This window comes from Rhodococcus sp. Leaf225 (genome assembly GCF_001426145.1).
Taxonomy (GTDB): domain Bacteria; phylum Actinomycetota; class Actinomycetes; order Mycobacteriales; family Mycobacteriaceae; genus Rhodococcoides.
In genome coordinates this window covers 778,702-791,543 of the sequence record NZ_LMRN01000025.1, presented here as the reverse complement: position 1 = coordinate 791,543, position 12,842 = coordinate 778,702, and the positions used below count along the sequence as shown (strand labels likewise).

13 protein-coding genes are annotated in these 12,842 nt (G+C 65.9%); 4 read left to right on the top strand and 9 right to left on the bottom strand.

Going from position 1 to position 12,842, the window contains the following annotated elements; genetic code table 11:
* Window positions 1-817: 817 nt before the first annotated feature.
* The 8 genes from ASG69_RS21855 to ASG69_RS21820 all read right to left on the bottom strand — a co-directional run bounded on the left by ASG69_RS21855 (window position 818) and on the right by ASG69_RS21820 (window position 7,431).
* Window positions 818-1,585 carry an SDR family NAD(P)-dependent oxidoreductase gene (locus ASG69_RS21855; protein WP_056445367.1) on the bottom strand — a complete coding sequence of 256 codons (768 nt, stop codon included), beginning with the start codon at window positions 1,583-1,585 and terminating at the stop codon, window positions 818-820.
* Window positions 1,586-1,610: 25 nt separating this feature from the next.
* Window positions 1,611-2,348, bottom strand: a complete 738-nt coding sequence (locus ASG69_RS21850) for an SDR family NAD(P)-dependent oxidoreductase (protein WP_056445368.1) — start codon at window positions 2,346-2,348, stop codon at window positions 1,611-1,613.
* 34 nt (window positions 2,349-2,382) lie between these two features.
* The gene (locus ASG69_RS21845; protein WP_056445372.1) at window positions 2,383-2,784 is read right to left on the bottom strand and encodes a (R)-mandelonitrile lyase; all 402 of its coding nucleotides are present in this window, start codon (window positions 2,782-2,784) and stop codon (window positions 2,383-2,385) included.
* A 64-nt stretch (window positions 2,785-2,848) separates the two neighbouring features.
* Window positions 2,849-3,178 (bottom strand): carboxymuconolactone decarboxylase family protein, encoded by a 330-nt coding sequence (locus ASG69_RS21840; protein WP_056446184.1) that lies wholly within the window; start codon window positions 3,176-3,178, stop codon window positions 2,849-2,851.
* A gap of 144 nt (window positions 3,179-3,322) precedes the next feature.
* Entirely contained in the window at window positions 3,323-3,718 is a 396-nt protein-coding gene (locus ASG69_RS21835) for a cyclophilin-like fold protein (protein WP_235579051.1), read from the bottom strand.
* Window positions 3,719-3,861: 143 nt separating this feature from the next.
* A complete protein-coding gene (locus tag ASG69_RS21830; RefSeq protein ID WP_056445378.1) occupies window positions 3,862-4,320 on the bottom strand; it encodes a lipocalin-like domain-containing protein in 459 nt (152 codons plus the stop codon).
* Window positions 4,321-4,606: 286 nt separating this feature from the next.
* On the bottom strand, window positions 4,607-5,857 hold the full coding sequence (locus ASG69_RS21825; protein ID WP_056445381.1) for an MCE family protein: 1,251 nt from the start codon (window positions 5,855-5,857) through the stop codon (window positions 4,607-4,609).
* Window positions 5,854-7,431, bottom strand: a complete 1,578-nt coding sequence (locus ASG69_RS21820; protein WP_235579050.1) for an MFS transporter — start codon at window positions 7,429-7,431, stop codon at window positions 5,854-5,856. Before ASG69_RS21820 ends, ASG69_RS21825 begins: the two co-directional genes overlap by 4 nt.
* Before the next feature lie 53 nt (window positions 7,432-7,484).
* On the opposite strand from ASG69_RS21820, the gene ASG69_RS21815 reads away from it, so the two are divergent.
* Window positions 7,485-8,138, top strand: a complete 654-nt coding sequence (locus ASG69_RS21815) for a winged helix-turn-helix transcriptional regulator (RefSeq protein WP_056445387.1) — start codon at window positions 7,485-7,487, stop codon at window positions 8,136-8,138.
* A 3-nt stretch (window positions 8,139-8,141) separates the two neighbouring features.
* Here the strand turns inward: ASG69_RS21815 and ASG69_RS21810 are convergent, their stop codons facing one another.
* Complete coding sequence (locus ASG69_RS21810) at window positions 8,142-9,014, bottom strand: alpha/beta fold hydrolase (RefSeq protein ID WP_056445391.1); 873 nt, start codon at window positions 9,012-9,014, stop codon at window positions 8,142-8,144.
* A 276-nt stretch (window positions 9,015-9,290) separates the two neighbouring features.
* On the opposite strand from ASG69_RS21810, the gene ASG69_RS21805 reads away from it, so the two are divergent.
* The 3 genes from ASG69_RS21805 to ASG69_RS21795 are packed head-to-tail and all read left to right on the top strand — an operon-like array spanning window position 9,291 to window position 12,725.
* Complete coding sequence (locus tag ASG69_RS21805) at window positions 9,291-10,280, top strand: alpha/beta hydrolase fold domain-containing protein (protein WP_235579049.1); 990 nt, start codon at window positions 9,291-9,293, stop codon at window positions 10,278-10,280.
* 52 nt (window positions 10,281-10,332) lie between these two features.
* Window positions 10,333-11,514, top strand: a complete 1,182-nt coding sequence (locus ASG69_RS21800; protein ID WP_056445394.1) for a serine hydrolase domain-containing protein — start codon at window positions 10,333-10,335, stop codon at window positions 11,512-11,514.
* 50 nt (window positions 11,515-11,564) lie between these two features.
* Window positions 11,565-12,725 (top strand): PucR family transcriptional regulator, encoded by a 1,161-nt coding sequence (locus tag ASG69_RS21795; protein ID WP_200933867.1) that lies wholly within the window; start codon window positions 11,565-11,567, stop codon window positions 12,723-12,725.
* Window positions 12,726-12,842: the final 117 nt, after the last annotated feature.

Genomic DNA, 12,842 nt, shown 5'->3' with positions numbered 1-12,842 from the left:
GTCTCGCATCGCCCATTGGCTGGACTCGGTGACGTGGAGGTCCAGGATGTCGCCGACCACCGGTAACCGCCGCGGTGGATGCGGCAGCACACGGTCGGACGCTCGTACACGTCTCACGGTGTTGTCGTTCATTGCTGCTCCCCCTGCGATCAGTCGGTAGACGTGTGACAGTCCCGAATCGAGCAGCGCACTGTCCACCGACGTCCGCACACGTCCACGCCACCGGCAATCGGACGTGAAGCGAGTGGAATCCGTCCATTGAAGTCCCCTCAGGTCCGCGGACTGTCGTGGACCCTCCTGCGCTGGAGTCCACCCACAGCCACCAGCATCCACCCGAGTCCTGAAGAGGAGTTACGGATGAGTTGTGACAACTCGTGACATCGAGCCGAGTTTCGGGACATTTCGCAGGTGCGTGGACGCCCCTGGACCGTGGCGGACCTGCACGGGCGTACCGGGGGAAGTCGTGAAACGAGAGGTGAGATCAGGCTCTTTCGGAGCATTCGTGCTGGTCAGAGGCATATCGAGAGCCTCCTGTCAGGATTGAACTGACGACCTTTCGCTTACAAGGCTTCGACGACCAGATCAGGTGGATTCACCTGGACTCATGAAACCCGCTACGAGCTGCGTGTTCGTCCATCAGCGTGCACAGCGGTCCATCTCCGTCCGTCCTGACTTGTGACACTCTCGTGACACCGAGAACGCCCCGCTGCCCGGCATGCGGGGCATACCCTGTCGCGGCTCAGCAGGGTGGATCACGAGGTCGGACCAAGGCGATCACCGTTCCGGCGACGGTCCCATCGGTTCATCCGTGGATGATTTACTGCGCCGTGTATCCCGCATCGACGGGTAGAGCCACGCCCGTCACATAACTCGCGGCGTCGCTGCACAACCAGAGCACCGCCGCAGCTATTTCCTCCGGCCGGCCAAGTCGCCCCAAAGGAACTCCACTCGCCGCACTATCGGGATCCAGCTCACCACCCGCGATCATCCGATCGACCATCGGAGTGGCGATGGTTCCGGGGCACACTGCGTTGACGCGCACGCCGTGTTTTCCGTATTGCAGCGCAACACTTTTCGTGGCACCGATCACGCCGTGCTTCGTGGCGTGGTAAGTGGTACGCCCATCTCCGCCGACCAGACCACCGAGCGACGAGCAGTTGACGATGGCACCCGAGCTCTGCTTGCGCATCTGCACGAGTTCGTGCTTCGTCGACGCCCACACCCCACGGAGGTTCACGGCGACGAGCTTGTCGAACGCGTCGGCCGTCTCCTCGGCCGAATCGACGGGTGGGAGCATGATTCCGGCGTTGTTGAACGCCATGTCCAGGCTGCCGAAAGCTTCGACGGTTGCCGCAACCGCGGCCGCAACCTGATCCTCGTTCGAGACGTCACATTGCAGTGCCAAGGCTTTCAAACCCCTACCGATCAGCTCGTCGGCAAGCTGCCGGGCGGCGTCACCGTCGAGGTCGACGACGGCCACAGCGGCGCCCGCTTCGGCGAACCCTCGGACGGTCGCTGCGCCCATACCGGCACTTCCTCCGGTGACGAACGCGGTTTTTCCTGTGAAGTCGTAGCTGACAGTCATGAAGGGTGTCCTCTTCGTGGTCGGTCTATCTGTGGTGCAGGCTGATTCCGGTGTGCTCAGTCAGAGCGGCGACCAGTTGGTCCTGGAAATCGTCGTCGTGTACAGCGGGGTGGGGAGTCTCGGTCTGCTCGTGGTGCCAATACCCCCCCGAGACAAGAGCCTCCGGATCGTCGGTGGTTGCGAGCCATGCTTGGGTCACGTGGCCGAGTGCGAGGTCATCGCTCGCGCTGGGGCCGCCCATTTTTGTCGGCACCCAGCCAGGATCGACCGCATGGGCCAGAACGGACGTGCACCGTCTGGCGACTGCTGCCATCAACGTGGTCACGAAAAGCTTGCTGTCCGAATACGAGACAGTCTTGCGCGTCCCGGAGAAATCGGCGCGGGCCAAGTTTCGATCCCCGCCGCGGTGCATGCTGCTGCTGAGGTAAATCAGCCGCTCCGGACTTCCCATCAACGCCGAGAGCACATAGGGAGCCACGACGTTGACCGGCAGAAGCGAGGGCCCGTCGATTATCCCGGCATTGTGAATGACAGCGTCGACAGCGCCGATGTGGTGGGCTTGCTCTGCAATGCTCTGGACCTGATCGAGGTGCGCGAGGTCGCCGACGACAGCCGATGCACCGCGGGTCGTCAGGTCCTCCACTGCGGACAGTCGTTGCCGCGTGCGCGCGTGAACGACGACTTCGTGACCGTCGTCGAGGAGTGAAACGGCTGCGGCCCGGCCGACACCGTCGGTCGAACCGGTGATCAACACACGCGACATCAGATTGTTCCTTCCACTGCGTGCCTATAGGGGATCAGCGGCCCTCGTACTGAGCGTCGGTGATGTGCTCGGCCCATGTCGTCGTCGTTGCAGGGTCCTCGCCGTTCTGCAACATGGCGATGTGCTCCATGTACACACCGGGGGCTGCAGCATGCCAGTGCTCCTCACCGGGAGGGGTGTAGAGGGTCTGGCCCGGGTGCACCTCGATGATGGTGCCGTCTCGGCTTCCGAAACGAGCAACTCCCTGAGTCACACGGAGGTATTGGCCGTTTTCATGCGAGTGCCACGCAGTTCGGGCGCCGGGTGCGAATCGCACGGTCGCAACCACCATGGTCTGGCCGTCCTCGTGCGGCGTCGCGATCGGGTCCACCCATACGTCGCCGGCGAACTGCGCGGCGGGGTTCTTCGACGTGGGGACAGCGGGTTCGATATTCATGGCACTACACTTTCTGTCGATTCGATCTCGGCAGCCGACGACAACTCACGACGTTTCCCAATGTTCATCCTTCACCGAACACTTCCTTCGCGACACCCATCGCGGCCATCCCTTTCGGCCAGCCCGCGTACAGCGTGACGTGCGTCAACATCTCGATGAGCTCGCCTTGCGTCACTCCGTTCTCGACCGCGCGGCCGAGGTGGAACTCGAGTTGCTCGGTGTCACCTCCGGCGGCAAGCACAGCGACCGTGACGAGGCTCCTGTCACGAGCGGCCAGCTCGGGCCTGTTCCAGACGTCAGCGAAAAGAACGTCATCTGTGAGCTCAGCAAGCTTCGGGGCGAAGTCGCCGAACATCGAGCGCCCGCCTCCGACCTGCCTCGGTTGATCGGTCATCGCAGTCTCCCTCCCCATTGGATTGTTCGCGCTTCAGTGAACCGCGAATACGACCTCAGAGGGAGTCCCTGTTGAGAGGTGCACCAGCGGGGCACCTCTTGTGGAACCGAACAGCACGGTCACAGCACTTTCCATCGCCTGAGCTCATTCCGAGCGAGACACGGTCACCGTCACGTCGCCGTCCATGGAACCGAGAGTCTGCGAGCCGGTTTCGTCCATTCTGCCGAGCAGGACGATCCCGGGATATTCACCCTGATCTCCGTAGTAGAGGACGAAGTCGTTCCCCGGTGCGTAGTACCCGATGTCTCCCGGGTTCGGGTCCGCGCTCGCCGGCACTCCCTCGGTCGACAATTCTGCCGGGAGTGGCCCCGTTTTCTCCACGGAACCGTGGTCGGACATGTCCAGCGTCACGGGGAGCTGACCCAGGAGATCACGGCTGGCTGCGCTGTCGTTCAGAGTTCCGACCACGGTTCGATCACCCACTGCGATGTTGATCCGCACAGTTTCTCCGGCCTGCACCTGCTGGTTCGCGGCACTCACCGGAGTTTCGGTCAATACCGTTGTCGCACCTGCTGATCGAGCCTCGGAACCATTCGAGGATTCGGCGGAGCAGGCCGCCGACGCGAGCACGGACAACACCGCTAACGCCCCGGACAACACTCGGCGTTGCCTGATCGGTGCACTCATGAGTCGGAGTGTCGTTCGTAGGTCACACGAAACCCTTCGGAAGGATCGGCGGGTGTCAGGACCAGGGTGTCACCGTCGACCTCGAAGTTACGGTCGAACGTCTGCCCGATCAGGTCACGCGCCGCTGCCGATTCGACTGTGACGGTCAAGGTTCCAGCATCCGCATCGGTGGTGAGGTCGCCGTAGTATGCCTCGTATCCCTGAACCGTGAGCGGCGTGTCCGGCGCAGAGGTATCCGGGTTCATCGCCTGCACCGACATGGTGTCGTCGGTGAAGACGACCTGCCCCGAGTAGGGCACCGGGGCGAGATCGCCCTCCGTACCCACCTCGAGAGACGTCATCCGCCACTCGCCGGTGAGACCGTCGCTGCTCGAGTTGTCCTCAGCTTGCGAACACCCGACGGTCGTCACCAGCAATCCCAGTGCGGCAATCCCTGTGGTCAGCAGTCTCTTCATCGTGCGGTCCTCTCGTACATTTGGTCGGTCCCGAGAAAGGTATCCGGGCGAACTGGACAGAGGGAGTCACTGCCAAGGGGTGCACTGGCAGGGCATGGGAGATTCGCGGCGAGTCCGAAAAGAAGCCCCGACCACATCGTGCCGCTGCCGCGCAACGAAGTGGCGTGACCGTGAAGCTCGCGTCGAGCAGCGTCGTCGCATTGCTCTCGCGATCCGACCGCGGGGACCGATCCATCTCGCCGTAGACGATGTCATTGTTTCACCAGACCCCGCTGAGACGAACACCTCAGCGGACGGTGACTCCCAGCAGTGGGGCGAGTTGCTGCGCGATCGGGCTGAGGTCGAGAGCGCCGGGGTCGACCTTCGGCTTGTCGTCCCACGGTTGCGGCACAGCAGGATCGAGGTAGGGGACGCTGCCCGCACCGCGCACGCCGGTGACCGAGCCGCGCGGCGCTGTGCACCCCGCTGACAGGTCGATCGGGAAGTCCTGCGCGGTCTCGTCGAAGTTCGGATCGAGCGCACGTTCACGATCGAGAATGCGCTGAATCCCCTCGTATCCGACTGTGCACGGCGGTGGGTTGTTCGTTTCCAGTACAAGGCCGAAGTGGGTGGTTCCGTCGCCGGGACTCTGGGATTTCGCGCCCTCCGCCAGGCCGGGCAGGAATTGCAGCAGTGGCCGCAGCGCCCAGGCCCGTGGGCCGATCGACGACGTGGTCGATGCGAGGCCGGTCGCGACGGACGTGAACGACGGCCCGGCGGCTCCGACCAGCGCCCCGGTCTCGCGAGCGGCGTCGGTACCGGTGTCGACGAGGCGTCGCAGATCGCCATCGTTCGACCGCAGTTGCGCGGTGATCTGCTCGAGGCCCGCACTGAAGTCGGCGATCGCGGACGCCTGATCGCTCTGCGTGTCGAGCACGGTTCTGCCGTCGCGTACCAGGTCGACCGTTGCGGGCAGGGCGTCGAGCTGCGCCGCGCTGAGACTGTCGAGCGACTCGACGAGCGTGGTCAACTCGTCGCCCATGCCGTCGAAGCCGTCGCCGAGCTCGGTCACGACGGTCCTCAGATCGTCGACGGGAATGCTGCGCGCCAACCCGTCGACGTTCGCGAGGACGCTCTCCACCGGGACGGGGAGAGACGTGCGTGAACGGTCGATCACAGATCCGTCGGCGAGGTGCGGGCCGACGTCGGTTTCCGGCCGCAGATCGAGGTACTGCTCGCCGATGGCCGAGCGGGCAGCGACGACTGCCGCGCTGAATGTGGAGATCGGTGGCGCGTCGTCGTCGATCAACACGTCGACGTCGACGCCGTCGTGCACCAGCCGCAACGCGCCGACCCGTCCGACGGGGATGCCGCGCAAGGTCACCTCGGCGTTCGTGAAGATACCGCCGGAGTCGGTGAGCTGCACCGTGACCGTGTACTGGCCGATGCCGAGCAGCGAGTCCATCCGTACGTACGACCCGCCCGCGACGGCGACCGCGACAGCCACCACCGCGAGGGCGCCGACTTTGACGTATGTCGACCGGTCCGTGGCGCTCATGCCGTGGTGACGTCCGCGCGGTGCGCCGGGCGACCGGACGTGCTCTCGTCGGTCGTGCGAGGACGCGACGGTAGGAAGATCGCCGCCACCACGGCGCCGACGGCGGTGACTCCGGCCGCCACGTAGGAGCCGGCCGCGAGACCGTCGAGGAAGGCACTGTTCGCCGCGTCGGTGACCGACTGTGCCAGCCCGGAATCGCCCCCGGCGCGAATCTGCTCCGACACGACGACGGCCTGACCGACGGACTCGCCGGCGATGCCGCGAACCTCGGCGGGCAGCGCCCGGACGACGTCCGAATCACTCAGCGACGACACGTACAGGGACGCGTAGACACTGCCGATGACGGCCACACCGAGCGTGCCGCCGACCTCTCTGGTCGCGTCGTTCATCCCGGAACCGATGCCGGCCTTCTCCGGTGTGACGGCACCCATGATGGCCTCGGTGGCCGGGGCCGATGTGAGGCCGAGGCCCAGGGGAATCATCTGCAGCGCGATCTCGAGGTACGAGGTGTACTCGCTCACGGTGGAGATCCAGAGGAAGGCTCCGGAGAACAGGACGAGGCCGCCGGCGACCACGAGCTTGTTGCCGATCCGCAGCGCGAGCACCGTGCCCAGGACCGACCCGACGGCGATGGAGGCGGCCACGGGGATGAACTTCACTCCGGTGTCCAGAGGGCCGAATCCACGCACCAGCTGGAAGTACTGCGAGATGAGGAAGATGAAGCCGAAGAGCGCGAAATAGGCGAAGGTCACGGACGCACTCGCCGCGGTGAAGCGCATATTCGCAAACAGGCTCACGTTGATCATCGGATCGTCCTGGCGTCGCTCCCACAACACCAGGCCGATGAACAGCGCGGCAGCGGTGACGAATCCGACGAGGGTGGTGACGCTGCTCCAGCCGTGTTCCGGTGCCTCGATGACCGTGAACACGAGACTGCCCACGGCGAGAACCGAGAGTACGAGTCCCCCGTGGTCGATGCGAGGAGTTGCGGGGTCTCGTGAGGTGGTGATCACCGCGACCGAGACGAGAACGGCGACGGCCGCACCGGCGGCGAGAGCGAGGAAGACACTGCCCCACCAGAAGTGCTCAAGCAGCCATCCACCGAGGATCGGTCCGCATGCAACTCCGACACCGGTGGTCGCACCCCAGATCCCGATCGCGCGCGCCTTCTCTGCACGCTCGGTGAAGACGTTCGACAGAATGGACAGCGTGGTCGGGTAGACGAACGCCGCGCCCAGGCCCATGACGCCCTGCCACGCGATCAGTTGCCCGGAGCTCTCCGCGAACGACGCGCCGACGGCTCCGCCGCCGAAGACGGACAGTCCCAGGACGAGCGCACCCTTGCGCCCGTACCGGTCGCTGAGACTGCCGAAGGCGAGAACGAACGTGGCGAACAGCAGGTTGTACGCGTCCACGATCCACTGCAACGCCCTGTTGTCGGCGGACAGATCGAGAGCCAACGAGGGCAACGCCACGTTGATCGCCGTCGTGGCGAGGCTGATCGCGAGGGTCGCGGCGCACAGCACCAGGAGAACGGGGAGTCGCGACGTCGGACGTCGCTGCAACAGATTCACCACTTGATTATCTCAAGTATGCGAATGATTTTGTCAAGCGTAGGCTTCGAACCGTGAAGTCCTACGGAGAGTTCTGCGCGCTCGCCCGAGCGCTCGACGTCATCGGCGATCGCTGGACGATGCTCGTGATCCGGGAGCTGCTGATCGGCCCGAGCCGGTACTCGGATCTGCATCGCTCGCTGCCCGGCATCGCCACCAACCTGTTGGCACAACGACTTCGTTCGCTCGAGGACGCCGGCGTCGTCCGATCGTCCGACGATCCCGCGCCCGTCTCCGCGCGGGTCTACTCACTGACCGAGTGGGGACGGGGTCTGCGGCGACCTCTGGTGGAACTCGCCCGCTGGGGGGTGCCGCTGATGGCGGCGGGCGTGAACGGCGACCACACCCGTGGCCCGTGGCTCGGTTTCGCCGTCATGGCTCTATACCCGGAGCGCGACGGAACGACCTACCCGGACGTCACCGTGCGCCTCGACGCCGACGGCGCCACCCTGCTGCTGGCCTCCACCGCCGACGGCGTCACCACCACCGCGCCCGGCCCCGACGCCGTCGCCGACGTCGTCGTCACCGGGACGTCGGAGCAGATCTTCCGCACACTGTCCGCCGACCGGACCGGAGGTGAGCACGCCCGCGTGACCGGAGCCTCGGACGCGCTGCAGCGCTTCTTCGAGTTGACGGCGTCGGTGCCCGCCTCCGCGGTCTCGGCCTGACGCTCAGTCGATCAGCGCGGCAACGACATCGGGCTTCTCCAACGACAAGAAGTGGCCCGCTCCCTCGATCCGATGCACGTCTGCGTGCGGCAGTGCCCGGACATGTGCGCGGCGATCGGACTCACGGGACCAGTCATGGTCACCGTGCACCAGCGTGACCGGCACGTCCACCCTCTCGTACGCCGACCGCGCGTCGATCAGGCTCGGGAGAGCCCGGTACACCCCACGCGCCACGTCGGAATAACCGGGCCGACGCCCCACCCGGAGGAGTTCGGTCAGATAGTCCTCGGTCAGCGCCGACCGGTCCACGAGGCCCCCGCGCAGGATCCGCCGCACCACGGGCCGCGGCTCCACCCCGGCCAGCAGGGGTCCGACGATCGGCGCCGTCACCCCGCCGATGATCACCCTCGCGAGGGGCCCGGACCTCAGGATCCCGCCTGCGTAGTCGTAGGGATTGATCGCGACGACACGACGGACACGGTCCGGGCGCTCGGACGCGGCGGTCAACGCGAGCACCGCACCCATGGACTCCCCCACCACCGTCACGTCCCGCAGGTCGAGGTCGTCCAGCAATCGGAGCACTGCAGCTCGCATGGCGGGTTCCTCGTACGACGCCCCCGGAACGATGTCCGACCAGCCCATTCCCGGCAGATCCAGCGCGTACACCGTGTGACCGGGCAGCAGGCGCGGCAGCAGGCGGTGGAAGTGCTCGGCTTGAGTCCGCACGGTGTGCAGCAGGAGAACGGGCGACCCGGTTCCGCCCTGCAGGTACCGGAGTCGACCAGACGCGGGCGCGTCACCCACCGCGGCCGGAAGAGAGAGGGTGTTCGTGCCCGCGATGGACAAGGTGCTGGTGCCGTGATTCGAGTCGAGCATGAACGCCTCCGGTCGCTTGATTAAAACAAGCTATCAGGAAGAGCGCCGCATTGCAGGTGCGTTGCGGTCGTGATGCGCCGACAGGTTGCTAAGGCCCAGCGACTTCGTTCGCCTCAGGCACGTGAGGTTGGGGGCATCGTCGACCATGTACTACTGCAACCACGCATCGCGGCTGATGAACGCAGGGGGTACCCCGCCGTTCGGCGGGTCGCATGGAGCAGATCACGCGTGTTCGGCGGTACCGCTGCTGAGCGGCGCCGCTCCATACTATGACCTGTGACACACGACACCGGCGATGCGCACTCGGGACGGCTCCCCCGCCCCGAGATCGACGCCGAGCTCCGAGCGGGCCTCGCGATCGTCGGTGGCGTGTTCCCTCCCACGATCACGCCCGACCTGGTCCCCTTCATGCGGCGTTCCTACGCCTCCCCACCGCTCGCCGACATCCTCGAGGGCCACGAGGTCGATCACCGTGAGTTCACGGTCGCCGGCCACCTCGGTGACCCGCTCACCGTCTCGGTGTTCAGCTCCCCGAATCACACCGGTCCGAGACCGGTCGTGCTGTACGCGCACTCGGGTGGACTCATGTTCGGCGACAGGTTCAACGCGCTCGCACTCAATCTCGAATGGGTCGAACGGCTGGGAGCAATTCTGGTCTCCCCCGAGTACCGGTTGGCTCCGGAGTTCCCCGATCCGTACGCCCGAGAAGACATGTACTCCACACTGCTGTGGATCATCGAGTCCGCCGAACTGTTGAACATCGACACCCGGCGGGTGATGGTCGCCGGGGCCAGTGCCGGGGGTGGTCTCGCGGCCGGCCTGGCACTCGCTTCCCGCGACCGCGGCGGCCCGGCTCTGTGCGGACAGTTGCTCGTCTACCCCATGCTCGACGACCGCGGACTCACCGTGTCCACCGACCAGTTCGACGCCGTCGGCGTGTGGGACCGGATCAGCAACGAAACAGGCTGGCGCGCAGTGCTCGGCGACCGCTACCGCACCGACGACGTCTCGCCGTACATCGCACCCGCTCGCGCGACCGACCTCGCCAGGTTGCCACCTGCCTACCTCGACGTCGGATCGGCCGAAATCTTTCGCGACGAGGCCGTCGCGTACGCCACCTCCCTGTGGCACGCGGGCGGAGACGCGGAGCTGCACGTGTGGAACGGCGGCTTCCACGCCTTCGACATCTTCGCTCCGCACACGACACTCGCGCAGGGGATGATCCGCACCCGCACCGCCTGGGTCGAGAACCGCCTCGCCGACTGACCACCTCCACACACCCTCCACCGCAGCCACATTCGATCAGAGGAGATCAACCATGTCCGCACCCGATCGCACCATGACGACAGCACTCGATTCCGTCCTCGCCGCCGCGTCCGACACCGTCCCCGGCGTCGTCGCCGGAGTCACCGACAGGAACGACACCGTGTACCTCGGCGCGTCCGGCGCGCGAGATCTGCGCACCGGGACGGAGATGACCACCGACAGCGTGTTCGCCATCTTCTCCACCACGAAAGCGTTGACCGGAGTCACCGCACTGCAACTGCGCGAGGAGGGACAGCTCGACTTCGACGCCCCCGCGAAGGAATACGTGCCCGCGCTCGGTGACGTGCAGGTTCTCGACGGGTTCGACGACCACGGCGAGCCGATCCTGCGCGCACCCAAACGCGACATCACCACGAAACACCTTCTGCTGCACACCGCGGGGTTCGGCTACGACTTCTTCAACGCACGCTACAACCGGCTCGCCGAGAACCACGGACAGCCCAGCATCGTCACCTCCACCCGCCGCGCGCTGTCGACACCGCTGCTCTTCGATCCGGGCGAGGCCTGGGAGTACGGCAGCAACATCGACTGGGCCGGACAGGTCGTCGAAGGCATCACAGGCAAGCGCCTGGGCGAGGTGATGACCGAGCGGATCCTCGAGCCGCTGGGCATGAACGACACCTCGTTCACCCTGTCCGACACCACCCGAGACCGCGTCGCGACGATGCACCAGCGCGAAGCCGACGGCTCCCTCACAGGGACCGACTTCGCGCTACCCGATCCCGAGGTTCACATGGGCGGACACGGCCTGTACTCGACGGTGCCGGACTACCTCGCGTTCATCCGGATGTGGCTGAACGACGGTGCGTCCCCCTCCGGCGAGCAGGTACTACGGCCCGAGACCGTCGATTTCGCGTCCCGCAACCACCTCGGCGACCTGAAGGTGACGATGCTTCCCGGCGTCATTCCGTCGCTGAGCAACGACGCGGAGTTCTTCCCCGGCATGCCCAAGTCCTGGAGCTACACCTTCATGATCAACGACGAGGACGCACCGACCGGTCGACCCGCCGGGAGCCTGGCATGGGCGGGACTGGCGAACCTGTACTACTGGATCGATCGTCGCAACGGGATCGGAGGGTACTGGGCGACTCAGATCTTCCCGTTCGCCGACGCCGGGTCCGTCGGCGGCTACCTCGACTTCGAAAAGGCCACGTACGACGCGCTGCACAGCTGACAATGGGTCGACACGAACGGATGTGACAACAACGGACAGAAGGGTCGGTGATGCAGGAACTCCTCGGGAAGATCGCCGCGCTCGACCCTGATGCCAGTCTCGGCATCCGTGTCATCGCCTGCTTCGACGAGCTGATCAAGGGCAACGTCAACAGCCGTGCACTGCTCAGCACGGCCGCATCCCTCGCCGGGTGTCCCGCCGGCCTGGACGTGGCCGCCGGAGTCGGCTCGCCCGGGCGACGGACCCTACGGGTCGGCCGCCTGGGCGACGTCCTCGACGGCCCACCCCCGGCCTCGAGAACCGAGCACGCTCTGCCGGGCGACGCGGTGGTCTGGCTCGAACGTGACGGGCCGGCGCAATCCAACGACGCCATCATCCTCGAACGACTGGCACTGTCCGTGGGAGTCCGACTCGGCATGGAACGCCGAGACATCGAGCCGCGCCGCGACATCGGGACGGCCCTGGACACGCACCGTGATGTGACGGAGCGACGTGCGGCGGCAGAACGAGCCGGGTTGCGTGCCCAGCGACGCTACCGCGTGCTCGCCGCGCCGCTGTTCGCCGTCTGGGATCAGCACCCGCCTGGAGCCGGGGACGTCGTGACGACGGTGCACGGGCCCATCCATGTGGTCGTCATCGACGCCGACGATGCCCGACTCGACGTGCGACCGTCCGGGTTCGGGGTTGCGGTATCCGTCGACGATCTGGATCTGTCGTTCCGCACCGCAATGGTGGCGCTACGGCTGTGCGACGGCGATCGTGAACCCTTCGTCGACGCCGATCGCTATCTCGGCATCATCGAGTTGCTCGCGGACACATCGGACAGCAGGACCGGAGCCGATGTCGCGTGCATCGCCGCGGTCATGGAACACACCTGGGCGCGGTCCACACTGGACGCAATTCTCGCCACCCCGTCGGTCCGGCAGGCCTCCCGAGCAGCCGGCGTTCATCACAGCACCATGCAGACTCGCGTCGACGCCATCGGAGAAACGGTCGGGTTCGACCCCATCCTGGGCTACGGACGCATCCGACTCGGAGTCGCATACCTCCGTCACCGCCTGTCCACCTCCCGCGTGCTCGACCTCCCGACACCCCTCGGGGCCGTGCCGTCCAAGCCGACACTCCCGCCGAGACGACGGACCCGATCTTGTACCGACGCAGCAGATGTCGAGCCGGCGATCACGACTGATACCAGCCGTTCGAACGAGTAGGCTGAATGGCAGTCGATCGAGTGGGCACCCGCCGCCACGTGCGATCGACGAGATTCCGGCGCTATTGCAACGATTCCGGCAGCCCGTCATCCGACGGGTTCACGACGATCGAGGACT

What these genes read in the sequence shown, in the direction of transcription:
- ASG69_RS21855 (WP_056445367.1), bottom strand. Translation starts at nt 1,585, where the DNA reads ATGACTGTCAGCTACGACTTCACAGGAAAAACCGCGTTCGTCACCGGA.
- ASG69_RS21850 (WP_056445368.1), bottom strand. Translation starts at nt 2,348, where the DNA reads ATGTCGCGTGTGTTGATCACCGGTTCGACCGACGGTGTCGGCCGGGCC.
- ASG69_RS21845 (WP_056445372.1), bottom strand. Translation starts at nt 2,784, where the DNA reads ATGAATATCGAACCCGCTGTCCCCACGTCGAAGAACCCCGCCGCGCAG.
- ASG69_RS21840 (WP_056446184.1), bottom strand. Translation starts at nt 3,178, where the DNA reads ATGACCGATCAACCGAGGCAGGTCGGAGGCGGGCGCTCGATGTTCGGC.
- ASG69_RS21830 (WP_056445378.1), bottom strand. Translation starts at nt 4,320, where the DNA reads ATGAAGAGACTGCTGACCACAGGGATTGCCGCACTGGGATTGCTGGTG.
- ASG69_RS21825 (WP_056445381.1), bottom strand. Translation starts at nt 5,857, where the DNA reads ATGAGCGCCACGGACCGGTCGACATACGTCAAAGTCGGCGCCCTCGCG.
- ASG69_RS21810 (WP_056445391.1), bottom strand. Translation starts at nt 9,014, where the DNA reads ATGCTCGACTCGAATCACGGCACCAGCACCTTGTCCATCGCGGGCACG.
- ASG69_RS21800 (WP_056445394.1), top strand. Translation starts at nt 10,333, where the DNA reads ATGTCCGCACCCGATCGCACCATGACGACAGCACTCGATTCCGTCCTC.
- ASG69_RS21795 (WP_200933867.1), top strand. Translation starts at nt 11,565, where the DNA reads ATGCAGGAACTCCTCGGGAAGATCGCCGCGCTCGACCCTGATGCCAGT.